Below are 23,166 nucleotides of genomic sequence, written 5' to 3'. Positions count from 1 at the left end.
TCAGCGGATCGTGAGCTGGCCGCCGTCGACGTTCCAGGACTGGCCACTGACCCACGCCGCCTGATCACTGGCCAGGAAGACTGCGGCCCAGGCTACTTCGCGAGGGTGGCCCGCGCGCTGCAACGGAATGTTGGCTTCGACGTACCGCTGCCAGACGTCTGCGGGCCAGTCGTCGAGACGGCTGGTGGAGGTGACGCCCGGACACAGCGCGTTCACCCGGATCCCGGAGCGACCGAGCTCCTTGGCCATCGACGACGTCAGCGACTGGACCCCCGCCTTGGACGCGGCGTAGGCGGCGGTGTCTGCGCCGCCGGTCTTTCCGCCGATCGACGAGATGTTGACGATGCAGCCGCCGGCGCCCCGCTCGACCATCGCCCGCGCGAAGGCCCGGCTCATGAGGAACGTGCCCCGCAGGTTGACCCGGAGCACGCGGTCCCAGACATCGACGTCCAGCTCGGTCACCGGGACTCGGTCGCCGCCGCGGGAAGCGGCGGCGTTGTTGACGAGGACGTCCACGCCCCCGAACTCCGCCTGGACCTGCGCGAGCAGGGAGTTCACCGAATCCTCGTCGGCGACGTCCGCGACGACCGCGGTCGCCCGGCGTCCCAGCGCCCGGATCTCGTCGGCGACGGATTCGATGTCGCGCCAGCCCGCGGCCTTCTCCTCGTCGGTGAAGCGGTCCGGCGTGCGTCCCGTGCCGGTGACGACGACATCGCAACCGGCACGGGCGAGTTCGACGGCGATCTCCCGGCCGATCGAGCGCATCCGCCCGGCGCCGGTGACGACCGCGACCTTCCCGTCGAAACCCGTGAGCTGGGCGGGCATCAGATGCGCTCGACGATCGCTCCGGTTGCCATCGCACCGCCGGCGCACACCGCGACCAGTGCGCGTTCGCCGTCGCGGCGCTCGAGTTCGTCGATCACCGCGCCGATCAGCCGGACGCCCGACGAACCGACCGGGTGACCCAGGGCGATCGCACCGCCGTTCACGTTGAGCCGGTCCTCGTCGACACCGTGCACGCGGGCCATCGACATCGGGACCGCGGCGAACGCCTCGTTGACCTCGAACAGGTCGATGTCCTTGACCGACAGGCCGGTCCGGCCCAGCAGGTACTCGGTGGCCTGCACCGGACCGTCGAGCAGGAAGTGCGTCTCAGCACCGATCAGGCACTGCGCGACGATCCGGGCGCGCGGGCGCAGACCGAGCTCCCGGGCCCGGGTCTCGTCCATCAGCACCGCCGCGGCGGCGCCGTCCGAGATCTGCGACGACGTACCTGCGGTGTGCAGACCACCGTCGAGAACCGGCTTCAGCTTCGCGAGCGCCTCGAGCGAGGTCTCCCTCAGCCCCTGATCGCGCGACACCTCGGCGGGAGCACCGCCGTCGGTGCCGGGCGCCTTCACCGGGATGATCGCCCGGTCGAAGCGGCCTTCCGCCCACGCCTGCGCTGCGCGCTGCTGCGAGCGCAGACCGAACGCGTCGAGATCCTCACGCGCGAATCCACGCCGACGGGCGATTCGGTCGGCACCCTCGAACTGTGCCGGAATGTCCACGGCCCAGCCCGGCGGCTTGGGGCTGCCGACATCGCCCTTGATGTTCGACAGCAGCGGAACCCGGGACATCGCCTCGACGCCGCACGCCAGACCGGCGTCGATGACACCGGCCGCGATCTGTGCCGCGATCAACTGCACCGACTGCTGACCCGAACCACACTGGGCGTCGATGGTCGTCACGCCGGTCCGCTCCGGCAGGCCCGCATGCAACCACGCATTGCGGCTGACGTTCGACGCCTGCTCTCCGGCCTGCGTGACGCAGCCGCCGATCACCTGCTCGATCAGGGCCGGATCGAGGTCCAGGCGTTCGAGGATTCCGGACTGCACCGCACCCAGCAACTCCGCGGCGTGCAGTCCCGACAGCCAGCCACCACGTCGACCGATCGGAGACCTCGCCACATCCACGATCACCGGGTTACCCATTGCAGTCCTCCTCGAGCAGGCATCAGTGTGGAACGCGATTCTTGATACCGATGAATTCGATTTCGTTGTGGCGGGAGTCTCACTGGGTGGTAATCGCCTCGATCGAAACCGTGTTCTGATCATCGGATGTCGCCGGGCGCACGTGGGACCGGTCGAGGTCCTGGACGTCGCGCACCCCGAGGAGGGTCAGTCCGCGCGCGATCTCCTCGCGCAGGATCGTGAGCACGTGTTCGACGCCGCGCTCCCCGGCGACCGCCATGCCGTACAGGCACGGGCGGCCGACGAGCACCGCGTCGGCCCCGAGGGCGAGCGCCTTGAGCACGTCCGTGCCGCGGCGGATGCCGCCGTCGAGCAGCACCTCGGCGCGTCCGGCGACGGCGTCGGCCACCGCGGGCAGCGCCGCGACCGACGGCACGCAGCCGTCCAGTTGGCGGCCCCCGTGATTCGACACGACGACGCCGTCCAGTCCGAGGTCCACCGCGCGTGCCGCGTCCTCGGGCCGCAACACCCCCTTGAGGTGCACGGTGCCGTGCCAGTTGTCCCGCATCCAAGCCACGTCGTCCCAGTTCAGCCGCGACTGGACGAGCTGGCGCTCCTGGATCTCGATCGACGCGAGTGCCGCGGTCACACCATCTCCGGACGCGAGGTTGCGCCCGCCGATCCGCCGATGCTTCACGACGTCGTAGGCCCACCGCGGATGACGCGAGACGTCGAGCAGCCGACGCGGGGTGAGGACGGGCGGGACGCCCATCCCCTCCCGCCTCTCGCCCTCGCGGTTCCCGACAGCCGGGACGTCGACCGTCACGAACAGGGACCGGAATCCGGCCACCCACGCGCGGCGCATGAGAGCCGCGGCGACGCCGCCCGAACCGGGGTACAGCTGGAAGGCGTGCTTCTCGCCGGCGGCGTCCGCGATCTCCTCGACCGACCACGTCGACGCCGTGCTGACGACGCACCGGGTGCCGACGCGCTCGGCGGCCCGGATCGCGTCGAGGTCGCCGCTCCACCGGGTGAGTCCGTTGAATCCCGTCGGCGCCGTCAGTACCGGCATCGAGACCGGCAGTCCCGCAACCCGAGTGGACAGGTCGTGAGTGTCGTGCCCGGCCAGGACGCTCGGCACCAGCCACCAGTCGTCGAACGCCGACCGGTTGCCGGCCACGGTGCGCAGGTCGTCGGCACCGCCCTCGATGTACGACCACACCATGCGCGGGAGCTTGCGGCCCGCGGCGCGACGGTAGTCCTCGACGCTGAGCGGTTCTCCGGATGCGCGCCACTGCCAGTCGAATCCGAAGGCCCTCATCCCGACACCACCGCCCGGGACGGAGCGACGTACGCGGCGATCTTGCGTGCGGCCGCGGCCCAGCACCGGTCGAGCACGTCGTCGGTGATGCCCGCGGCATGCGGCGTCACCACCACGCCGGGTGCGGTCCACAGCGGATGCTCGACGGGGAGCGGCTCGGGATCGGTGACGTCGAGGATCGCATGCACCCGCCCACACTCCCCGAGAAGGGCTTCTGTGTCCACGAGTTCACCGCGTCCGGCGTTGATCAGCACCGCATCGTCCTTCATCGCGCCGAGGAACCCCGCATCCACGAGGTGCACCGTCGAATCATCAAGCGGCAGAGCCAGGATCACGACGTCCCGGTCGCCGAGCACCGCCCGGCCCTGCGTGAAGTCCACGACACCCGCACGCGCCGTCCGGCCGACGAGGGTGACCGTGCAGCCGAACGGTTCGAGCCGTCGTCGAAGGTTCTCACCGATGTCGCCCGCCCCGAACACCAGGACGCTCCGACCCGACAGTGTCCCCGTGCGGTGCGCCTCCCACTGCCGGTCCCGCTGCTTGGCCCGGTAGCCCGCGAGATCCCGGACGTGGGCGAGCAACTGCGCGACGACCCACTCCGCGACCGCGCCGCCGTGGGCCCGGTCCGCGTTCGAGACCGTCACGCCCTCGGGCACGACCCCGGTCCAACGTTCGACTCCCGAACTGAACAGCTGCACCATCCGCAGGCGCGGCAACCGGGCGAAGAGGGAACCCGCCCCGGCCGGATCGAGTCCGTTCGCGACGAGTATCTCGGCATCGGCCGCGCCGTCCGGGACCTGTGGGCACTTCGGGTCGTACACCACCGCGCTCACGTGCGGGATGCCTGCGAGAGCGGCCACGCCGCGCGCGTCGGGGACGAGTACCACCGTGCGCGTCATCGGTCGGCGTCGCTGTCCGCGCGGCGGGCTGCCACCCAGCCGAGGATGTCGGCGGGCCAGATGGGCCGTGACTGCCGCCGGTAGTGCTCCCACGTGGCCTCGAGCACTTCGGATTCGGTACATCCGGCGAGCAGTTCGGCCCAGTAGTACTCGTCGAGCCGCTCTCCCGGCGGCCGTCGCTCGACACCGGAGATGATCCGGATGACCTCGCGGCAGGTGAAGATGTCGGCAGGACGGGCCGCGGCGCCGGGCTCGGGCTCCGCGCCCGACCCCTCCGCCACGTCCGTCGTGAACGTCTCGGTCATCGCGGCCGCGACAGGATCTTCTGCGCGAGGACGGGATCGGCCCGCATCTCCTTGCGCACCGCGGCCTCCCAGAAGCCGTGGAAGCCGTTGCCGTCGTTCTTCAGCTGCCGGTCGAGCCACCAGTCCGGCAGCGACGTCTTGTCCGGTCCGCCGGCGACACGGACCATCCACGCGTTCTTGCAGCGCTGTTCGAGCGCCACCGCGCGGAGGAAGACCGCCTTGGCCGTGTCGGCGATGACGAAGACGCCGTGCCCGCCGAGCAACGCCCGGTCGGCGTCACCGATCGCGCGGACCGCCTTCTCGGCTGCCTCCATGCTGTTGACGGCGCCGTCGTACTCGTCGACGAGAACCACCTCGCCGCCGCCCAGGCTCGAACTCTGGTCGTACGCGGGCGGCACCTCCTTGATGTCGCCCCACACCGTGCCGTACTCGGAGTGGTTGTGCAGCGCCCACACCACTTCGGGACGGGCGTTGTGCAGCGCGAGGTGCAGCGGGATCCCGAGCGGTACCGGCCAGTCGCCCTCGATCAGGTTGCCCTGCAGATCGATCCGCAGCAGATCGTCCGGACAGACCTCTTCCCACGTCAGTAGCCACGGGTTGCACAGCAGGGTGCCGTCACCGAGGTTGTAGGTGATGTGGCCGGCCAGGTGGTCGCGGTACCCCTCGTTCCAGAGGGTGCGGCCGAGCATGACCATCTCTTCCCGGGCATCGAGTTCCGGGATCAGACGGTCTGCGGTGGGTGTGAATTCCAACGAAGTATCTCCTCTCGTGATACGAGGCGCGACGGCCTCGGTTGACGCTCAGTCGAGTTCGCCGCACCGCCACGGTTCGAGGAACTCTGCGATCGCACGCCCGACGTCGTCGGGAGAGTCGTCGATGAAGAAGTGCCCGCCCGGGAGGGCACGGCCGGTGACGTCGCGGGCGAATCGCCGCCAGACGTTCAGCGGATGCTCGCGCCGGGTGAGCGGTCCCCGGTCACCCCACAGGACGAGCACCGGGCACGGGATCCGGCGACCGGCGTCGAGTGCGTCGTGCTCGAGGTCGACGGACGCGCCGGCGCGGTAGTCCTCGCACGTCGCGTGCACCACCGCCGGATCCCGGAAGTGGGACTTGTAGTGCTCGATGTCGTCCGCGGACATCGAGGTGCCGGCCCCGCCCGCCAGGCCGAGCACGTTGTCCATCCACGCGTCCGGGTTCGCGTCGATGAGCTGTTCGGCCAGCGCGTGTGGCCGGATCAGGAAGAACCAGTGGAAGTACATGGTCGCCAACTGCCGGTCGGTGGTGGCGTAGACCTCCGAGGTCGGCAGGATGTCGAGCAGGGCGGCCTGGACCACCCGATCGGGGTGATCGAGGCACATGCGGTGCACCACGCGCGCACCCCGGTCGTGGCCGGCGACCGCGAAGCGCTCGAACCCCAGGCTGCGCATGACCTCCACCTGATCGACGGCCATGGCCCGCTTGGAGTACGTCGTGTGGGCGTCGTCGCCTGCCGGCTTGCTGCTGTCGCCGTAGCCCCGCAGGTCCGTCGTCACGACCGTGAAGCGGTCGGCCAGAGCGTCCGCGACCCGCCGCCAGACGCGGCGGGTCTGCGGGTAGCCGTGCAGCAGAAGCAGCGGAGGGCCCGAACCGACCACCCGCGTGGCGATCTGCACTTCGCCCACGTCGACGAGCAAGCCGCTACCCCTCAGTCCCGGGGGAGAACGATCTCGGGCAACGGGTGCCGGTACAGCTTGGCGGCGTTCTCGCTGCACATCATTCGCATCTCGTTCGCCGGGATGTCGCCCCAGTAGTTCTCGAGAACGCTCTGCGTGTGCGGCCACGTGCCGTCACCGTGCGGGTAGTCCGTCTCGAGCATGATGTTCTCGACCCCGATCACGTGGCGCAGCGCGATGGTGGACGGGTCGTCGAGCGTGCAGAACCAGAAGTTGCGACGCAGGATGTCCGCCGGACGCTCGTCCCAGCCGAGGCCGTAGCCGGACCGGTCGATGATGTTGTCCAGCCGGTCGATCAGCATCGGCACCCAGCCGATGCCGCCCTCGCTCATCGCGATCTTCAGCGTCGGGTGATCCTTGGGGTAGCCCGACCACAGCCACTCGCTGCATGCACCGAGCGAGAGCTGCCCGAACATGGTGGCGCCCAACTGCAGTCCCGGCGCGCCCTGCGGGTACTGGTACATGCCCGAGCTGCCGACGTGCAGCGAAATCACGGTGTCGGTGTCGACGCAGGCCTGGATGATCGGATCCCAGTGATCGCGATCCCACAGGGACGGCAGACCGATCGCGTGGGGACGCTCCGGGAAGGTGACCGACGTGAAGCCACGCGCCGCGTTGCGCTCGATCTCCTTGACCGCCTCGACCGGATCGGTGAGGTAGGTGATGCCACCGGGGATCACGCGGGTCGGGTACTCGAGGTGCCACTCGTTGTAGATCCAGTCGTTCCACGCGCGCACTGCCGCGATGCCGACCTCCTTGTCGGACGCGTGCGCGAAGACCCGGCCACAGAACCCGGTGATCTGCGACGGGAAGTTGAGCATCGCCCAGATGCCGCCCTTGTCCATGTCCTTGACGCGGGCATGGATGTCGTAGCACCCCGGACGCATCTGGTCGAAGCGGAAGGGCTCGTACTTCACCGATTCCTTGCGGCGGCCGGCGACGGCATTCATGCCCACCTGCGAGTAGATGTTGCCGTCGAACTCCCAGACCTGCGAGCCGTCCTCGCCCTCGAGGATTTTCGGGCCGCGGTCCTTGAGCGACGCGGGCATCCACGTCTCGAACAGGTGCGCCGGCTCCACCACATGGTCGTCGACGGAGATGACCGTGAACTTGACCTCGGCCGGTTCCGGCTCGGGGTTGAAGAGTTCGGGATCGAGTTCCTGGTTGACAGCCGTCACGGCACGCTCCTTCGCGAGATCGCGTCGACGAGGCTTCGATGGGGCACCTTGCCGACGTAAGTATCACTATGCGATAGTGAGTATCACTTGCAGACACACAGTAGGGGTGATCCACATCTCAGTCAAGACACTGGGCACCCTCGCGCGCGGACTCCGCGTCGTCGAGGCCGTCGCCGAACACCAGCCGATCGGATTGACCGAACTCTCCCGCGTCCTCGACGAGGACAAGAGCGCACTTCAGCGCACGCTGGCGACCCTGCACGACGCGGGATGGATTCGCCCGCTTCCCGATTCACCTCCCCGCTGGGAGGTGTCGACCAAACCGTTGATCGTCGCGGGCCGCGCGCTCACGTCGTCCCCGCTGCCGGTGCGCGCCCGCGCACTGCTGGGCTCGCTGCGCGACGCGACGGGCGAGACGGCCCACCTGGCGGTCCTCGACAACTCCACGATCGCCGTCGTCGACGTCGCCGAGGGCAAGCAGATCGTCCGAACGACACTGCAGGTGGGACAGATCCATCCGGCCGGAACGAGCGCCGCCGGCCGCGCCATCTGCGCCCTGCTCGACCCGGACGCCCGCGCCGACGTCACGCCCGACCCGGCGACGCTCCTCACCGACGACGACTACGCCGAAATCCGCGCCCGCGGCTGGTCGCTGTGCGAGGGCGCCGTGCAACCCGGTTCGACGAGCATCGCCGCCGCGGTCACCGACTCGACGGGACTCCCGGTCGGCGCGGTGATCGTGAGCGGGCCGGAAACCCGGCTCACACCGGACCGTTACGCCGAGATCGGCGCACTCGTGCGCGACGTGGCCGCCGAACTGAAGGGGGCCCGCCAGCGCTGATCAGCCCGCGATCCGCGTGCCACCCATTGCCATCGTGACAATCGCCATTGTATGGTTCGGCTAACAGTAACCGACCGTCACACACAGATGGCTCGCCGCGACCGCGGCGATGACAGGAAGAGGGGGCGTCATGACCACTGCGATTCCGTCGACCCGCACGGCACCACCGGTGTCCGATCGCGAGGAGACCGCGCGGCGCCTGCTCGCCTCGTCCGCCCGCAAGTCGTACGACCCCATGGTCGAAGTGGACTGGAACGCGCCGCTGCCCACCGACAAGTTCGGGCTCACCCCGGAGTGGAGCACGCTGTACGGCACCGCACTGTGGGACGAGATGACCGACGAGCAGAAGATCGAGCTCACCAAGCACGAGGCCGCGAGCGTCTCGAGTGTCGGTCTGTGGTTCGAGATCCTGCTCATGCAGATGCTCCTGCGCGACGTCTACGGCCGCGACAAGCATTCGCGCCACGTGCAGTTCGCGCTCACCGAGGTCGCGGACGAGTGCCGCCACTCCGTGATGTTCGCGCGCGCCGGCGAGAAGTTCGGGATGCCCGACTACGGCCCGATCACGTTCATCCACCGGGCCGGCCGACTGTGGGGCGGGCTGTTCCGCGGCGCCAACGCGTACGCGAGCGTCATGGCGGCCGAGGAGATCCTCGACATGATGCAGCGCGACTTCATGAAGGACGAACGCGTCCAGCCGATCACGCGCACCGTCAGCAAGATTCACGTTCTCGAGGAGGCGCGGCACATCCGCTTCGCCCGTGAAGAGGTCACACGCCGCCTGCAGGGCGCTTCCCGTGCCCGCCGCGCCTTCGAGCGCGTCAGCACCGCCGCAACCGTCTACTTCGTCATGAAGAGCATGATTCACCCCGACGTGTACGTGAACGCCGGTCTCGACAAGGAGCGCGCACTCGAGGTCGCGCGCACCAACAAGCACCACCACGACAAGATCCGCACGTCGGGTTCGAAGCTCATGAGCTTCCTCGACAGCGTCGGCCTGGTCGGCGGGCCGTCCAAGGTGCTGTACAAGAAGGTCCACCTGCTCTGACGGGCAGGGTCACGGCGCGAGTGCGCGGTGTGCGAGCAGGGGGAGGTCCCGCGCACCGCGCATTTCGCGTCTTCCGGGTCGATTACCGTCGTGCGGCGGGCCGACTGCATTCACCCGATACCGCCTGACGCGACCGAGACGCGCCGCCGCTCGTTACGGTGACGTTTCCGGTTCGCCCACCGGACCGACGGTCGTGCCCACCACGCCACCTCCCGTCGATACTCGGCTCCTCTCAACGGGTTCACCGGACCCGACTCACCGAGACCTGGAGCCGCCATGACGACCGAAAGCCCACCCACCCCCGAGTGTCTCGCCGTGACCTGCGCGAGCGGCGTCGCCACCGTCACGATCGATCGGCCTCCCGCCAATGCGTTCGATCCCGCGTTGATCGCCGAACTGCTCTCCGTCCTTCCTCCGCTCGCCGCCGATCCCGACGTCCGCTGCATCGTCGTGCGCGGGACGGGTCGATTCTTCGTCGCCGGTGCCGACATCCGCGTCATGCGTGAGCTCACCGAGGAGACGCAGCGTGCGATGCGGCCGTGGACCGATGTGCAGAAGCTCCTCGAGTCCGCACCGAAACCCGTTGTCGCAGCGCTGAACGGACATGCGCTCGGCGGCGGTGCGGAACTCTCCCTCGCGTGCGACGTCCGGGTGATGACGCAGTCGGCGACCATCGGCTTCCCGGAGATGGGGCTCGGGCTCTTCCCCGGCGCCGGTGGCAGCCAGCGACTGCCCCGGCTCCTCGGAGCGCATCGCGCGAAGCTCCTCATGATCCAGGGGGCACGGCTCTCCGCCACCGAGGCCCTGGACATCGGCCTGGTCGACGAGGTCGTCCCCGACGACCGATTCGATTCCCGCATAGACGAACTCGCAACCGAGTTGGCCGCGAAACCGACGCGCGCGATCGGGATGCTCAAGCACATCGTGGAAGCAGGCCGCACGCTTGCGCTCGACGAAGCGCTCGATGTCGAATTCGCCGCCGTTCTCGAACTGATCCGTACCCGCGACACCGCCGAAGGACTGCAGGCCTTCCTCGACAAGCGGGCACCGTCGTTCACGGGCCGCTGAGCGCGCACCGATCCCCCCACCACGAAGGAAACCCATGACATCCAGATTCCGGCGCCGCGCACTCGCCGCCGTCGCGGCACTCGCCGCAGTGACCGTCGTCGCCACCGCATGTTCCCGGCCGGCGTCCGAGTCGGCGGCGTCCGCCCCCGACGGGCTCGTCCGCATCTCGGTCGGCGTCGATCCGTCGTACGCACCGTTCTTCGTCGCCGAGAAGGAAGGCCTGTTCGAGGCCGCCGGCCTGAACGTGCAGATCATCCAGACCGAGGGCGGCGCCGCGAGCGCCCAGAATGTCGTGGCCGGCACCTCCGAGATGTCCGGCAACGCCGACTCGACCGCGTTGACGGTGATGGCCGCCAACCCGACCCTGCGCGCACTCGGTGTCTACGAGGAATCCGACCGCTACTTCCAGGTGGTGCTCCGCCCCGGCGTCACGCCGCAGTCGATCAAGACCATGGGCGTGTTCCCCGGTATCGGCCTGTACTTCACGGACGCCTACCTGCGCAGTGTCGGCCTCGACCCGGCGGCCGTGAAACTGGTGAGCACCAGCCCGCCGGAACAGCCGGCGCTGCTCGCCCGCGGCGACATCGACGGCTTCATCTCGTTCGATCCGTGGGTGGCGCAGGCCGTCGCCACCGGGGGCCGCGTCGTCGGCACCAGCGGCGACTTCGGCGCCCGGTACTCGCAGTGGCTGCTCACCTCGGAGTCGTGGCTGGCCGCGAACGAGGAACTGGCGGCCCGGGTCTTCGCGGTGGTCGCCGACGCGGCAGCGATCGTGAACTCGGATCCCGACCGCGCGGCCGCGGCGATCTCGTCGGCGATCCAGATGGATCCCGCGGAGGCGAAGCGCACGGTGACCCAGATCGACTTCGTCGGACGCGACTTCACCCCCGACGACACGGCCCGCGCCGACGACCTGGTCACCTTCTTCCGCGACCAGGGCAAGATCACCGGTTCCGTCGACACCGACACGGTGATGCTGCACGGCTGGGTGTCCGAGCACACCGACACCGAATGATCGATCCGTTCTGCCGGCCGGATCGCGCCCGGTTCGGTCAGCAGAACGGAATCGTTTCCCGGGGCCCGGCATCGCCATAGTGTCGGCGCACTCACCGAAGAACCCGCGTCACCGATCGGAGCAGCCGTGGTCGAATCCGCAATCCGGGTGGTCGAACTCTCGAGCCCCTTCACCCGCTTCGCCGGACGGATCCTCGTCGGCCTCGGCTACGACGTCGTGCTCGTCGAACCGGCCGACGGCGATCCCAGCCGGCACGAGTTCGGCGGGCACGCGTACGGCCACTGGCACGCCGGAAAGAAGTCCGTCGTAATCGATCTCGGATCGGACACCGGACGCGGTGACCTCGCCCGGTTGGTCGCCGCATCGGACGTCTTCCTCGACGGCAGCGCCCCCGGTGCCGAACCGGTATCGGTGCCCGCCGATTCGACCGTTCATGTGCGGGTGACCCCGTTCGGCGTCGACGGACCGCGCAGGGATTGGGCGGCAACGGATCTCACCGTCGCCGCCCTCGGTGGCATGCTGGCCCAGGTGGGTGACCCGGACGGCCCTCCTCTGCTGCTTCCCCAGGGGCAGGCCGAGCAGCTGGCGGGCGTGAACGCCGCGATCGGCGCACTCCTCGGTCTGCGCGCACGTCGGCTCGGCCCGGTACCGGCGATCGACGTCTCCGCGCAGGAGTGCGTCGCCGCGAGCCTCGAGGCGGGGACGCTCGCGTATCTGCACGAGGACCGGGTACCGCCGCGGCCCGGACGGGTGCACCCGCTGGTGCCGCACGGGTTGTTCCGTGCCGCCGACGGCTTCCTGGGCGGCGGGCTGGGCGGCAGTCCCCGCATGTGGGACGCGCTGCTGGCCTGGCTCGTCGAGGAAGGCGCGGCCGACGACCTCACCGACCCCCGCTGGGGCGATCCGGTGGAGCGAAAGCATCACCAGGAACACGTCTTCGAGGTGGTGCAGCGCTTCCTCGACAAGTGGACGAAGGAAGAGTTCGCGGTCGTGGCACAGTCTCGCAAGCTACCGTGGTCGGCCGTCGATCGGCCGGACGAGTTGCTCGTCAACCCGCAGCTGAACGACCGCGACTTCTTCGTCGACGTAGTCTCGTCCGACGGCGTGACCCGCGATCTCGGCTTCGGTTTCGCGTTCCCCGAGGGGGCGCGCGCCCGGGATCTCGTGGTGGCGGAGCCGGGTGAGCACCAGGCCCTGCTGGACGACTGCCGGGACCCGGAAATCCGGTCGCCCGAGTTGAATTCGAGCACCCTTCCGCTCGACGGCATCAGAGTGCTCGACCTGACCTGGGTGCTCGCCGGACCGTACTGCACCCGCATCCTCGCCGATCACGGAGCCGACGTCGTCAAGGTCGAGTCGCTCGGCCGGCCGGATCCGACGCGGTTCGCGCCGTTCATGCACCTGTCCCGTGGACCGCACGACGACCCGGACACGAGCGGGTACTTCAACGACGTCAACCGCAACAAGCGCAGCATCACCCTCGACACCCGCTCCCCCGCCGGCCTCGAGGTCCTGGCCGACCTGATCGCGCAGAGCGACGTCGTCGTGGAGAACTTCAGTTCCACCGTCATGGAGAAGATGGGCTTCGGGTACGAGCGGCTGCGCGAACTGCGCCCCGACATCGTGTACGTCTCGATGTCCGGCATGGGCCACACCGGACCGCGCAGCGGTTGGGTGTCGTACGCCGACATCGTCTCCGCCGCAACGGGCTTGACGGCCCTCACCGGCTGGAGCAGCGACCAGGTGGTGGGCGTGATCTACGGGCACGGCGACATCGTGGCGGGACTGCAGGCCGCGACCGCCGTCCTCGCCGCACTCGAGCACCGGGACCGCACGGGTCGCGGCCAGCACGTCGACCTGTCGCAGTTGGAGGCGATGGCCTCGCATATGGGCACCAGCGTCGTGCAGGCGACCGGCACCGGACGGTTCCCGGTCCCGATCGGCAACGCGCACCCCACGATGTCGCCGCACGGGGTCTTCCGGTGTCTCGGCCCGGACCGCTGGTGCGCGATCGCCGTCCGCGACGACGCCGACTGGCGACACCTCTGCGACGTGCTCGGACGTCCGGACTGGGCGGACGACGACAGGTTCCGCACCGCGGCGGGACGGCGCGAACACGGAACCGAGATCGCCGACGCGATCGCGACGTGGACGGCGCCCCTGCCCGCCGAGACGGTCGCCGACCGCCTCCAGTCCGCCGGAGTTCCCGCCGGGGTCGTCCAGAACGGCCGCGACCTGGTCGAGAGCGACCCACACCTGCGGGCACGCGGGTACTACGTTCCCGGCGACCATCCCAAGGTCGGTCGCTTCCTGCACGAGGGCGCACCGGTGCGGGTGGGCGCCGCGGTGACCGTCCGCCGAGCGGCGCCCCTGCTCGGCGCGGACACCGATGACGTGCTCCGCGACGTCGCCGGGTATCCGCCCGCGACCATCGCCCGGCTGCGTGCCGACGGCGTGCTGACCTGACCCTCATTCCACGGCCCACGGGCCGACTTGGTTTTCGAAAGATCCAGAAGGAGAACACATGCGCGCCGCCCGGCTCCACAGTTTCGGACAGGCCCCCGTGGTCGACGACGTCGACGTGCCCGCCCGCGAACCCGGCCAGACCCTCGTCCGGATCGATGCGGCCGCACTCGGTCACCTCGACATGACGGTCGCGAGCGGCAACTTCGACGTCCGCCCTCGACTGCCGCACATCGGCGGCACGGACGGTGCCGGCACCGTCGTCGAGTCCGACACCTTCGAGCCCGGGACCCCGGTCCTGGTGCGCGGCGGCGGCGTCGGCTTGTTCAAGAACGGCTGCTGGGCCGAGTTCGTGGTGGCCTCGGACAAGGCATTCACCCCGTTCGATTCGGGACTCGACCCCGCGGTCGCGGCAACCTTCCTGCTGCCGAGCACCACCGGCTACGTCGCCGTTCACGATGTTGCCGACGTCCGAGTGGGCGAACGCGTGATCGTCGCGGGAGCCTCCGGCGCGGTGGGGGCGATGGCCGCCCAGTTCGCACAGCTGGCGGGGGCGTCCGAAGTGATCGGGGTGGTGCCCCGCGAGGATCAGGTCGCGCTGCTGCCGGAGGGGGTTCGGCCGATCGTCGGGCGCGGCGCGGAGGTGGCCGAGGCCCTCGGGCCCGATCCGGTCGCGGACGTCCTGATCGACACCCTCGGCGGGGACGCGCTGCCGCACCTGCTCGCCCGTGTCGTGCCGGGCGGGCGAGCCGCACTGATCGGCTACACCCTCGGCACGCAGCTCACGATCGACCTGCCGAACTGGCTGCTCAGTGACGTTGCGATTCTGCCCGTCAACATGATTCGCAAGACCGCCCGCCAAGCCGAGCTCGCCCCCGACATGATCGCCCGCCTCGTGGCCGGCGACATCCGCCTCGCGGTCCAGCAGTTCCCGCTCGACGACATCGCCGACGCGTTGCAGCTGATGCGCGAGGGCAAGGTCGCCGGCCGTGCCGTCGTCGTTCCGTGACGATGTGACCGGGGCACTGCCGCTGCCGGACCCGATGACGATCCCGGCACTGCTCCTCGACCGTGCCGCCCGACGCGGTAACCACACCGCGCTGCGGGTGGACGACGTGCGAGTGACCTACCGCGAACTGGTGGACCGCGCGGGCGCCATGGCCGGGTCGCTCGCACGTCGCGGGATCCGGCGTGGTGACCCCGTCGCCGCGATGACCACGAACCGCGTCGAGGCGATCGATCTGATCCTCGGGTGCGCCTGGCTCGGTGCCGTCGCGGTGCCGCTGAACACCGCCTTCCGCGGTGACGCGCTGCGTCATGTCCTCGCGGTGTCGGGTGCCCGGCACGTACTGGTCGAACCCGAGTACGTCTCCCGCGTCGCGGGAGCCGGTTTCCGGGGCGAGCTGTGGATCGTCGGCACCGAACGGACGCCGCAACCGAATTCGCGGCCGTTGCCGCCGGTCGAAGGGCTGTCGGCCCTCTCCCCCGCGGCAGTGCTGTTCACCTCCGGCACCACGGGGATGCCGAAAGGCGTGGAGTGTCCGCACGCACAATTCCTGTGGTGGGGGCAGGGTGTGGGCGCTTCACTCGGCCTCGGTCCGGACGACGTGCTCTACAACGGCCTGCCGCTGTTCCACACCAACGCCATCAACGCGTTCTTCCAGGCCGTGGTGACGGGCGGCACCTTCGTTCTCGGCCGGCACTTCTCGGTGCGCGAGTACTGGCGCCGCGTCGCCGACGCCGACGCGACCGTCGTGTATCTGCTCGGCGCGATGGTCGCCATGCTGGCCGGTCGTTCGCCGTCCCCGCACGATCGCGCGCATCGGGCGACCCGGGCGCTCTCTCCCGCGACACCCGAGCGGCTGTGGCGGCCGTTCCGGGAACGGTTCGGTGTCGAGCTGATCGACGGATTCGGAACCACCGAGACGAATCTGGTGCTCGGGACCGTTCCCGGTGACCGGCGCGCGGGCTACCTCGGCACGGTCATGCCGGGATACGACGCGCTCGTCGTCGACCCGGCCGGGGGCCCCGTCCCGGACGGCACCCCCGGCGAACTGCTGGTGCGCACCGAACTCGACGGCGCCTTCGCGCTCGGCTACCTCGGTGACCCGCCCGCCGCGCCCGGAGCATGGCTGGCCACGGGCGACCGCGTGGTGCGGGACGCCGACGGCTGGTTCCGATTCGTCGACCGGATCAAGGACGTGATCCGCCGGCGCGGGGAGAACATCTCGTCGACCGAGGTCGAGGACGTGCTCGCGCAGCATCCCGCGGTCGCGCAGGCGGCGGTGTTCCCGGTCCCGTCGCAGTTGGCCGAGGACGAGGTGATGGCGGCGGTCGTCGTGCGGCCCGGGCACCGCGTCGAACCCGCCGAGCTGTGCCGGTTCGCCGAGCCCCGTCTCGCCTACTTCGCCCTGCCCCGGTACATCGACGTCGTGGACGCGCTACCGCTCACGGAGACGGGCAAGGTGCGCAAGGCGGCGTTGCGGGAACGCGGCATCGGGCCGCACACGTGGGACGCGGAAGGGGCCGGGATCGCTAGCGGCCGCTGACCGCACCACCTACTTGCCGCAACCGTTGAACGAACACATCGTGGGGCTGCAGGCCATTCCCCGCGCGAGGTCGGCGGGGGCGTGCGTGCACTTCATCGCGTGCAGCGCGCGGCTGATACCCATTCCCGCGGTACGCAGCGCACCGGTCACCCGGCTGACGTTGAGCCGGACCGTCGGGCCGGTCACCGACAGTGCCCCGGCAATCGTGGTGGGACCACTGAAGACCGGAACCGCGACACTCATGTAGCCGAGGCGTGTCTCCTCGACCTCGACCGCCAACTGTTCCTTGCGCATCCGCTCGAGCTGCTGACGCAGGACCGACACCGACATCGTCGTCCGCGCGGTGAGCGCGGTGAAGCCCTGCTCGACCACCTCGTCGAACACCGACTGCGGTGAGAACGCCAGGATCATCTTCCCGGTGGCCGTGCAGTACAACGGGAGCCGGCCCGCGACGCGGGATTGCTGGTTGAGCCCGCGGTGGCCGATGATCTTCTCGATGTAGAGGACGTCGATGCCGTCGCGCACCGCGAAGTGCACGGTTTCCTGCGTCGCGAGCAGCAGGTCCTCCATGTAGGGGAGCGCCGCGTCACGGAGGATCCGCTGCCGGGGCACCAGCTGCCCCAGCTCGAACAGACGCAACCCCAGGCGGTACTTCGTGCCGGCCCGCTCGAGCAGACCCCACTCGACCAGTTCCCCCGCGAGACGGTGCACCGTGGCCTTCGCGACCCGACTGCGGCGCGTCAACTCGGTGAGCGAGAGATCGCTGTGGTCGCTGTCGAAGGCGTCGAGGATCGAGCGGGCCTTTCCCAGCACCGACGACATCTCACCGCCCTGTCCTCGCGCCGCCTGGATCGGCACCACCGAACCGAGATCGACCGATCGCTGCATCGCTGTCGTCACTGCGGCCTCCTGACACTCTGGGGCTCTCCCCGACTCGGAGGTCCGAGCGGTGTAGCCCTGTCGGTGCCAGTGACGCTAGGGACCAAAGTCCCGAGACGCACGTCACACGTTCCGTCCAGCGGACCGGTTTCACAGGGTTTACATATGCCGCGCGACCAGGGTGTCCGCCGTCACCGGCGAGGCGGTGGTGTTCACATTCGCCAGGAACTCGCACACCGCTGTCGCGACCCGGTCCGCGTGCCGTTCGACGAGGGCCACGGTGCCGTCCTCGATCACGACCTCCGCCACCGACGGTGCCCCGATGAGGTGCTCACGCAGCTTCGGAAGGGCCGGCATCGAGAACGGATCGGCACCCGCACCGATCAGCAGGACCGGAACCGTGACGGAGCCGATCCGTTCCTCCATCCGGTACCGACCGCACGCACGGTGTCCCTCGGCCGGATCCACCCCGAACGAGAGGGCGTCGTGGACGAACCGGTCCAGCAGACCCGTGACGGGGTCCGGATAGTACGGACGACGCAGGTCCCACAGCACCCGCAGGTGGTCGCCGTCCGGGACACGCTCGGCGCAGTCCACCCCGCCCGCGCCCGTGTGACCGGCGCGGTACTCGGCGTCCGCCCACGGACACGACGACAGCACGACCGCGTCGAGTCGTCCGCCGTCCGCCGCCGCCATCTCGAGCGCCACGGCCGCACCGGTGTGGTGCCCCAGCACGGTGGCCCGGTCGACGCCCAGGGCGTCGAGCAGCTCCCACGCCCCCTGTGCGAAGTCCTCGATGGTCTGCGGGGCGGGCAGCGACGCACTCGCACCGAAGCCCACCATGTCCATCGCGATCACTCGGAAGTTGCTCGCCAACAACGGAATCAGCTCTCGGAACTCGTCCCACGAGCGCGGGGTCTGGTGTAGCAGCAGTATCACCGGTCCCCGCCCCTGCTCGGCGTAGTGCAGCTGGCCGAACGAGGTGTCCGCGTACCCGAACCGCACGCCCATCAGTACGCCGCCACCATCGGGGTGTCGACGCCGATCACATCGATCTTGGCGGCGCCACCCGGGTTGCCGACGGGCTCGGCCCGGGTCGGCAGGATTTCCAGGAAGAACCGCTTGGCGTCCTCCTTGAACTCGGGATCGGCCTTGCGGTCCACGGTGATCGCCTCGACCGGGCACGCGAGTTCGCATGCACCGCAGTCGATGCACTCGTTCGGATTGATGTAGAGCTTGCGCTCCCCCTCGTAGATGCAGTCGACCGGGCACTCCTCCATGCAGGACCGGTCCATGTAGTCGATGCATGCCTCGCCGATGACGAATGCCATTGTTCAGCCTTCCTGTTCGGTGGAATGTCCGGGGAAGATCTCCGCGTCGGGATCGATCACCGCGGCCGCGTTGTTGACCGCGGTCGCGGCCTCTCCGAAACCGACCGCGATGAGCCGGACCTTGCCGGGGTAGTCGGTGATGTCGCCGGCGGCGTACACGCGCGGCACCGCGGTCTCCATGCGGGTGTTCACGACGATGTGCCGCGAGTCGATCTCGAGTCCCCACTCGGTGAGTGGTCCCAGGTCCGCGGTGAAGCCGAGCGCGGCGATGACGGACTGCGCGGGCAAGGTGCTGGTGCTCTTCTCGAGCTTGTGTGCGACGTCGACCTCGGAGATCCAGCCGTTGCCGCGGACTGCGGACACGTCGGCGTTGACGATCATCCGCACACTGCTCTGCCGCACCTTCGTGACCGTCGCCGCGTGAGCACGGAACTTGTCGCGGCGGTGCACGAGCGTCACCGACGACGCGATGGGCTCGAGGTGAACCGCCCAGTCGAAGGCACTGTCCCCGCCCCCGACGATCACGACGTCCTTGCCGGCGTGGGCCGACAGGTCCGGGACGAAGTAGCTGAGCCCGCGATCGAGGAAGTCGAGCCCCTCGGCGAGCGGGCGAGGCGTGAAGGTGCCGATGCCGCCGGTGACGATCACGGCTCCCGCAGTGACCTCGCGGCCCGTGCTCGTTCCGACGACGGCGCGACCGTCCGCGAGGTGCGCCAGGGTCTGCGCCTGCTCCCCGAGCAGGTACAGCGGATCGTACGGTGCGGCCTGCTCGAGCAGTCCGTCGATGAGATCGCGCCCCTTCACGGACGGGAATCCGGCGATGTCGAGGATGGCCTTCTCCGGGTACATCGCACTCACCTGACCGCCGGGCTCGGACAGCGCGTCCAGCACGGCCACCCGCAGGCCACGGAAACCGGCGTAGTACGCGCCGTAGAGACCCGCCGGGCCGGCGCCGATGATCAGGATGTCGACCTCGAGTTCGGTCGGGACGTTGGACGAAGCGTTCATGTCGGCAACGCTAATGACGTTGGTGCCCTTGACATATGAAACCGGTCCGGTCAGCAGACTGTGTTCGGTCCGCGCCACCGGTGCGCACACACGCCGAAAGGCGGGCCCACCGGCGAAGGGGAGGTCTGCCGGTGAGCCCGCCGTCACGGGGCGCCGCGAGGTCAGCCGAAGATGTGGGGTTCCTCGGCGGCGATCTTCTGGATGATGGTCGAGTACGCGAACCAGCCCACCTTCTCGGTGCCGACGGCCTCGTACGTCTGGAGGGCGACGTCGTGGTGCAGCGCAACAGGATCCCCCGCGGCACGAGCCGCGAGCTCGGCCTGCATGGATCGCTCCATCGAGACGTACCACCACACGGCACTCTCGACCGACGTGCCGACCGTGAGGTGCCCGTGATTGCTCAGCACGACCGCCTTGCGGGGCCCCAGCGCGGCCGCGATGCGCAGTCCTTCCTCCTCGTCGAGCGCGACACCGTGGTACTCGTCGTAGATCGAGTGGTCCTCGTAGAAAGCGCACGCGTCCTGCGTGATCGGGCTCAGCAGACGGTGCAGCGACGAGAACGCCTTGCCCTGGAGCCCGTGCGCGTGCACGGCGCCGACGACGTCGGGTCGCGCCTCGTGCACCTTGGAATGGATGACGAACGCGGCCCGGTTGAGCGGCCCGTCGCCGGACAGGATGGTGCCCTCGGAATCGACGTGCAGCAGCTCGTCCGGCCGGACCTGGGAGAAGTGCCGGCCGAACGGCGCCGTCCAGAACGTGTCGGGACGCTCCGGGTCGCGGGCCGTGATGTGCCCCGAGATCCCCTCGTCCAGACCGAAGCGCGAGAGGATCCGGTAGCCGCCGATCACCGCGATCTTGCGGCGCCGCCGTTCGCTCTCGACGTCGTCCGACTCGGGTCGTCCGGGGATCCCGGCCAACTCTGCGATGGTGGGTGCGTGAGTCATTGCGTCCCTTCAGGTTCGACGGGTGTCGGGGGTCTACTTGACGCCGTAGCGAGCGAGGTACCGTGTCGAGAGCAGGCGCAGGATCCGGTCGAACACGAAGCCCATGATGCCCAGCACGATGATGCCGACGAAGGTCCAGTCGATGCGGCCGTAGTTGCGCGCCTGCCAGATCATCGATCCGATGCCGTGGTCGGCGGCGACGATCTCGGCGGAGACGATCGTCAGGAAGCTGTTGCCCATCGCGAGGCGGGCGCCGGTGATGATGCCGGGCACCGACGACGGCAGCACCACCGTCTTCATGAGCTGCAGCTTGCCCGCCCCCAGGTTCGCTGCCGCCTGCAGCTTGTTGTCGCTGATCGAGACCGTGGCTGCGATCGTGCTGACCGTGACGATGAAGACCGAGGTGTAGAAGATCAGGACGACCTTGGACGTCTCACCGATGCCGAACCACACCACCGCCAGCGTCACGAACGCGATCGGCGGGATGAAGCGGAAGAATTCGATGTACGGGTCGAGCAGCTGTCGCACGATGTTCACGCGGCCCATCAGGATGCCGATCGGCGCACCGATCACGACACCGAGGCTCCAGCCGATGAGGATGCGCTGCGCGGACGCCCAGATCGACGTCCACAGTACGCCGCTCTCCGCCAATTCCTTTGCCGCCGTCCATACCTCGGCCGGAGAGGCGATGGTGGTGGGCCCGTACCACCAGGCCAGGAACGACCACACCGCCAGACCGATCGCGGCGGACGCGATCCACAGGAGTGCGGTGCGGGCGGCGGCGGTGGATGCGCCGGCACCACGACGGCGGGTGCGGGATGTGCGCGCAGCGCGCACGGTGGTGGGGGTGTCGGCCACGGCGGTCACAGCTGGTCCTCCTCGATGCCCTGGTTGCGCAGCGACGCCACGACCTCGGCGCGGATGTCGTCCCGCAGTTGCTCGTACAGATCGATCACCTCGGGGTGGGCACGATCGCGCGGTCGCGGCGCATCCACCTCGTAGATGCTCTTGATGCGCGCTTTCGGTCCGGCGGACATGACGACCACGCGGTCCGCCAGGGTGAGCGCCTCGTCGATGTCGTGCGTGACGAAGACGACGGTGCAGCCGGTGTGCCGCCAGATCTTGTCGAGTTCGGTCTGCAGGACCTGACGGGTCTGGGCGTCGAGCGCACCGAACGGCTCGTCCATCAGGACGAGCGACGGCTGGTTCGCGAGGACGCGCGCGATCTGCACGCGCTGACGCATACCGCCCGAAAGCTGGGCCGGGAACTTGTCACCGGCGTGCGGCAGGCCGACCATCGCGAGGTACTCGGCGGCGATCCGCGCCTGGGCCGCCTTGTCCGCGCCGTGCATACGCGGTCCGTACGCCACGTTCTGGCTCACGGTCATCCACTCGAAGAGGGCCTCCGAGCTCTGGAAGACCATGCCCGCGTGCGGGTTGCTCCCGTAGACCTCGTCACCGTCGCACACGATCTCGCCGGCGGACGGCTTCACGAATCCCGCCATCGCCGAGAGCAAGGTCGACTTGCCGCATCCGCTCGGACCGAGCAGGCACACGAACTCGCCCGGTCGAACGTCGAGGCCGATGCCCGAGACGATCTCGGCGGCACCGAAACTGATGCCGAGATCGCGGACGTCGATCGGGACGCCCTTGGTGGTGGTTGTCGCTGTCACTGCTTGTCCTCCTGGTACCAGTCGAGCAGCATCGCCGAGGTGAGGTCGGGCTGCTCGGAGAGAACGCCGATCTTCTTGTAGAAGTCGACGATCGACTGTGCGGACTCCACGTCCTTGTCGGTGAGATTCTCGACACCGAAATCGATTTCGCTCACTGCCGTGACGGTCTGGTCCTCGGCCACGTTGACGGCCTTCCTGGTCGCCGCCGCCGCCGTCTGCGGGTCGGACTCGACCCGTTCGCTCGCCTGGGCGAGCACCTTGGCGATCTTGCGGGCGGTGTCCTCGTTCTGCTCCAGCCACGGGGCCGTCGCGATGGCCCAGTGGTGGTAGAACCAGTCGTAGTCACCGGTGACGGCAACGACGTGCCCGCTGCCCTGCGACAGCGCGGTGGCCGGCCACGGCTCCCACAGCACGTAGCCGTCGATGTCGCCACGACTGAGGAGCGCGGGCATGTCCGTCGGTGTGGCCGAGACCATCTCGACTGCGCCCGGGGCGATTCCGTTCGCCTCGAGGTACTTGTCCGTCGAGATCTGACTCAGTCCGGGAACGATACCCATCTTCTCGATACCGGCCGCAGTGTCGACTCCGTTGCGCAGGACGACCTTGATGTAGTCGCCGGACACCTCGTACGAGTACATGGCCCGCAGCGACGGATTCTGTCGCAGCTGGGCGATAGTCGTGGTGTCGGAGCTACCAGCCACCTGGACCTGGCCGGTGGCCAGTGCATCGACGGCCTCACCGCCACGGCCGAACTGGACCAGCTGGACGTCGAGCCCCTCGTCCGCGAACATCCCCTCCTGGTCGGCCACGAAGAACGGCGCGTAGGACGCATCGATGCCCACCGCGATCCGGAGCGGGCCACCGCCGCTGTCGGCCGTGCTCTGCGTGGCGGGCCGGCTGCACGCCCCCGCGGCAACCGTGAGAACAAGTGCTGCTGATGCAAGGGTCACCTTGCCGAATGTCGATCGCCAGGCCATGTG

At 69.2% G+C, this 23,166-nt stretch carries 23 protein-coding genes; 7 read left to right on the top strand and 16 right to left on the bottom strand.

Features of this window, described 5'->3' with window-relative positions; translation table 11 throughout:
- From PSS76_RS03025 to PSS76_RS02990, 8 genes are all read right to left on the bottom strand, one after another.
- The gene (locus PSS76_RS03025; protein WP_064076269.1) at positions 1-825 is read right to left on the bottom strand and encodes an SDR family NAD(P)-dependent oxidoreductase; all 825 of its coding nucleotides are present in this window, start codon (positions 823-825) and stop codon (positions 1-3) included.
- Positions 825-1,973, bottom strand: a complete 1,149-nt coding sequence (locus PSS76_RS03020; RefSeq protein WP_022598233.1) for a steroid 3-ketoacyl-CoA thiolase — start codon at positions 1,971-1,973, stop codon at positions 825-827. Before PSS76_RS03020 ends, PSS76_RS03025 begins: the two co-directional genes overlap by 1 nt.
- Positions 1,974-2,052: 79 nt before the next feature.
- On the bottom strand, positions 2,053-3,273 hold the full coding sequence (locus tag PSS76_RS03015; protein ID WP_064078697.1) for an alpha-hydroxy acid oxidase: 1,221 nt from the start codon (positions 3,271-3,273) through the stop codon (positions 2,053-2,055).
- On the bottom strand, positions 3,270-4,172 hold the full coding sequence (locus PSS76_RS03010; protein ID WP_084845947.1) for an NAD(P)-dependent oxidoreductase: 903 nt from the start codon (positions 4,170-4,172) through the stop codon (positions 3,270-3,272). Before PSS76_RS03010 ends, PSS76_RS03015 begins: the two co-directional genes overlap by 4 nt.
- Entirely contained in the window at positions 4,169-4,477 is a 309-nt protein-coding gene (locus PSS76_RS03005; RefSeq protein WP_005517236.1) for a hypothetical protein, read from the bottom strand. The genes PSS76_RS03010 and PSS76_RS03005 overlap by 4 nt, the downstream gene beginning before the upstream one ends.
- Complete coding sequence (locus PSS76_RS03000) at positions 4,474-5,229, bottom strand: class II aldolase/adducin family protein (protein ID WP_005517234.1); 756 nt, start codon at positions 5,227-5,229, stop codon at positions 4,474-4,476. The genes PSS76_RS03005 and PSS76_RS03000 overlap by 4 nt, the downstream gene beginning before the upstream one ends.
- Before the next feature lie 48 nt (positions 5,230-5,277).
- Entirely contained in the window at positions 5,278-6,150 is an 873-nt protein-coding gene (locus PSS76_RS02995; protein WP_238840460.1) for an alpha/beta fold hydrolase, read from the bottom strand.
- Between the two features lie 11 nt (positions 6,151-6,161).
- On the bottom strand, positions 6,162-7,367 hold the full coding sequence (locus PSS76_RS02990; protein WP_337455837.1) for an amidohydrolase family protein: 1,206 nt from the start codon (positions 7,365-7,367) through the stop codon (positions 6,162-6,164).
- A gap of 106 nt (positions 7,368-7,473) precedes the next feature.
- Between PSS76_RS02990 and PSS76_RS02985 the strand changes: the two genes are divergently transcribed.
- The 7 genes from PSS76_RS02985 to PSS76_RS02955 all read left to right on the top strand — a co-directional run bounded on the left by PSS76_RS02985 (position 7,474) and on the right by PSS76_RS02955 (position 16,351).
- Positions 7,474-8,208: an IclR family transcriptional regulator gene (locus PSS76_RS02985; protein WP_005517231.1), complete on the top strand. Its 735-nt coding sequence runs from the start codon at positions 7,474-7,476 to the stop codon at positions 8,206-8,208.
- 130 nt (positions 8,209-8,338) lie between these two features.
- Entirely contained in the window at positions 8,339-9,256 is a 918-nt protein-coding gene (locus PSS76_RS02980; RefSeq protein ID WP_005517230.1) for an AurF N-oxygenase family protein, read from the top strand.
- 276 nt (positions 9,257-9,532) lie between these two features.
- Positions 9,533-10,324: an enoyl-CoA hydratase/isomerase family protein gene (locus PSS76_RS02975; RefSeq protein ID WP_064076274.1), complete on the top strand. Its 792-nt coding sequence runs from the start codon at positions 9,533-9,535 to the stop codon at positions 10,322-10,324.
- A 34-nt stretch (positions 10,325-10,358) separates the two neighbouring features.
- Positions 10,359-11,339 carry an ABC transporter substrate-binding protein gene (locus PSS76_RS02970; protein WP_022598248.1) on the top strand — a complete coding sequence of 327 codons (981 nt, stop codon included), beginning with the start codon at positions 10,359-10,361 and terminating at the stop codon, positions 11,337-11,339.
- A gap of 126 nt (positions 11,340-11,465) precedes the next feature.
- On the top strand, positions 11,466-13,805 hold the full coding sequence (locus PSS76_RS02965) for a CaiB/BaiF CoA-transferase family protein (protein WP_337455836.1): 2,340 nt from the start codon (positions 11,466-11,468) through the stop codon (positions 13,803-13,805).
- A gap of 58 nt (positions 13,806-13,863) precedes the next feature.
- Positions 13,864-14,811 carry a quinone oxidoreductase family protein gene (locus PSS76_RS02960; RefSeq protein WP_064078696.1) on the top strand — a complete coding sequence of 316 codons (948 nt, stop codon included), beginning with the start codon at positions 13,864-13,866 and terminating at the stop codon, positions 14,809-14,811.
- Between the two features lie 34 nt (positions 14,812-14,845).
- A complete protein-coding gene (locus PSS76_RS02955) occupies positions 14,846-16,351 on the top strand; it encodes an AMP-binding protein (protein WP_337456137.1) in 1,506 nt (501 codons plus the stop codon).
- A 9-nt stretch (positions 16,352-16,360) separates the two neighbouring features.
- On the opposite strand, the gene PSS76_RS02950 is transcribed toward PSS76_RS02955, so the two are convergent.
- The 8 genes from PSS76_RS02950 to PSS76_RS02915 all read right to left on the bottom strand — a co-directional run bounded on the left by PSS76_RS02950 (position 16,361) and on the right by PSS76_RS02915 (position 23,136).
- Positions 16,361-17,251, bottom strand: a complete 891-nt coding sequence (locus PSS76_RS02950; RefSeq protein ID WP_013417398.1) for an IclR family transcriptional regulator — start codon at positions 17,249-17,251, stop codon at positions 16,361-16,363.
- Positions 17,252-17,389: 138 nt separating this feature from the next.
- Positions 17,390-18,241, bottom strand: a complete 852-nt coding sequence (locus tag PSS76_RS02945; protein ID WP_013417399.1) for an alpha/beta fold hydrolase — start codon at positions 18,239-18,241, stop codon at positions 17,390-17,392.
- Positions 18,241-18,561, bottom strand: coding sequence for a DUF362 domain-containing protein (locus tag PSS76_RS02940; protein ID WP_005517222.1), 321 nt, complete (start codon positions 18,559-18,561; stop codon positions 18,241-18,243). The genes PSS76_RS02945 and PSS76_RS02940 overlap by 1 nt, the downstream gene beginning before the upstream one ends.
- A 3-nt stretch (positions 18,562-18,564) precedes the next feature.
- Positions 18,565-19,569, bottom strand: a complete 1,005-nt coding sequence (locus tag PSS76_RS02935) for an NAD(P)/FAD-dependent oxidoreductase (RefSeq protein WP_022598254.1) — start codon at positions 19,567-19,569, stop codon at positions 18,565-18,567.
- Positions 19,570-19,730: 161 nt separating this feature from the next.
- Complete coding sequence (locus PSS76_RS02930; RefSeq protein WP_084870219.1) at positions 19,731-20,513, bottom strand: class II aldolase/adducin family protein; 783 nt, start codon at positions 20,511-20,513, stop codon at positions 19,731-19,733.
- A gap of 33 nt (positions 20,514-20,546) precedes the next feature.
- On the bottom strand, positions 20,547-21,380 hold the full coding sequence (locus PSS76_RS02925; protein WP_005517219.1) for an ABC transporter permease: 834 nt from the start codon (positions 21,378-21,380) through the stop codon (positions 20,547-20,549).
- Positions 21,377-22,186, bottom strand: coding sequence for an ABC transporter ATP-binding protein (locus PSS76_RS02920; RefSeq protein WP_005517218.1), 810 nt, complete (start codon positions 22,184-22,186; stop codon positions 21,377-21,379). Before PSS76_RS02920 ends, PSS76_RS02925 begins: the two co-directional genes overlap by 4 nt.
- The gene (locus PSS76_RS02915; RefSeq protein ID WP_260985082.1) at positions 22,183-23,136 is read right to left on the bottom strand and encodes an ABC transporter substrate-binding protein; all 954 of its coding nucleotides are present in this window, start codon (positions 23,134-23,136) and stop codon (positions 22,183-22,185) included. Before PSS76_RS02915 ends, PSS76_RS02920 begins: the two co-directional genes overlap by 4 nt.
- Positions 23,137-23,166: the final 30 nt, after the last annotated feature.

Origin of the sequence: Prescottella sp. D32, from assembly GCF_037287305.1 — a bacterium.
GTDB classification, from domain to species: Bacteria; Actinomycetota; Actinomycetes; order Mycobacteriales; family Mycobacteriaceae; genus Prescottella; species Prescottella equi.
Note: the sequence above shows the minus strand (reverse complement) of the source record. Positions and strands in the feature narration are given on the sequence as shown.

Bases quoted from the DNA above. Each gene is read 5' to 3' on its own strand.
- PSS76_RS02930 (WP_084870219.1), bottom strand. From the start codon at position 20,513: ATGACTCACGCACCCACCATCGCAGAGTTGGCCGGGATCCCCGGACGA.
- PSS76_RS02935 (WP_022598254.1), bottom strand. From the start codon at position 19,569: ATGAACGCTTCGTCCAACGTCCCGACCGAACTCGAGGTCGACATCCTG.
- PSS76_RS02975 (WP_064076274.1), top strand. From the start codon at position 9,533: ATGACGACCGAAAGCCCACCCACCCCCGAGTGTCTCGCCGTGACCTGC.
- PSS76_RS02970 (WP_022598248.1), top strand. From the start codon at position 10,359: ATGACATCCAGATTCCGGCGCCGCGCACTCGCCGCCGTCGCGGCACTC.
- PSS76_RS03025 (WP_064076269.1), bottom strand. From the start codon at position 825: ATGCCCGCCCAGCTCACGGGTTTCGACGGGAAGGTCGCGGTCGTCACC.
- PSS76_RS02955 (WP_337456137.1), top strand. From the start codon at position 14,846: ATGACGATCCCGGCACTGCTCCTCGACCGTGCCGCCCGACGCGGTAAC.
- PSS76_RS03010 (WP_084845947.1), bottom strand. From the start codon at position 4,172: ATGACGCGCACGGTGGTACTCGTCCCCGACGCGCGCGGCGTGGCCGCT.
- PSS76_RS03005 (WP_005517236.1), bottom strand. From the start codon at position 4,477: ATGACCGAGACGTTCACGACGGACGTGGCGGAGGGGTCGGGCGCGGAG.
- PSS76_RS02945 (WP_013417399.1), bottom strand. From the start codon at position 18,241: ATGGGCGTGCGGTTCGGGTACGCGGACACCTCGTTCGGCCAGCTGCAC.
- PSS76_RS02980 (WP_005517230.1), top strand. From the start codon at position 8,339: ATGACCACTGCGATTCCGTCGACCCGCACGGCACCACCGGTGTCCGAT.
- PSS76_RS03015 (WP_064078697.1), bottom strand. From the start codon at position 3,273: ATGAGGGCCTTCGGATTCGACTGGCAGTGGCGCGCATCCGGAGAACCG.
- PSS76_RS02940 (WP_005517222.1), bottom strand. From the start codon at position 18,561: ATGGCATTCGTCATCGGCGAGGCATGCATCGACTACATGGACCGGTCC.
- PSS76_RS03020 (WP_022598233.1), bottom strand. From the start codon at position 1,973: ATGGGTAACCCGGTGATCGTGGATGTGGCGAGGTCTCCGATCGGTCGA.
- PSS76_RS02960 (WP_064078696.1), top strand. From the start codon at position 13,864: ATGCGCGCCGCCCGGCTCCACAGTTTCGGACAGGCCCCCGTGGTCGAC.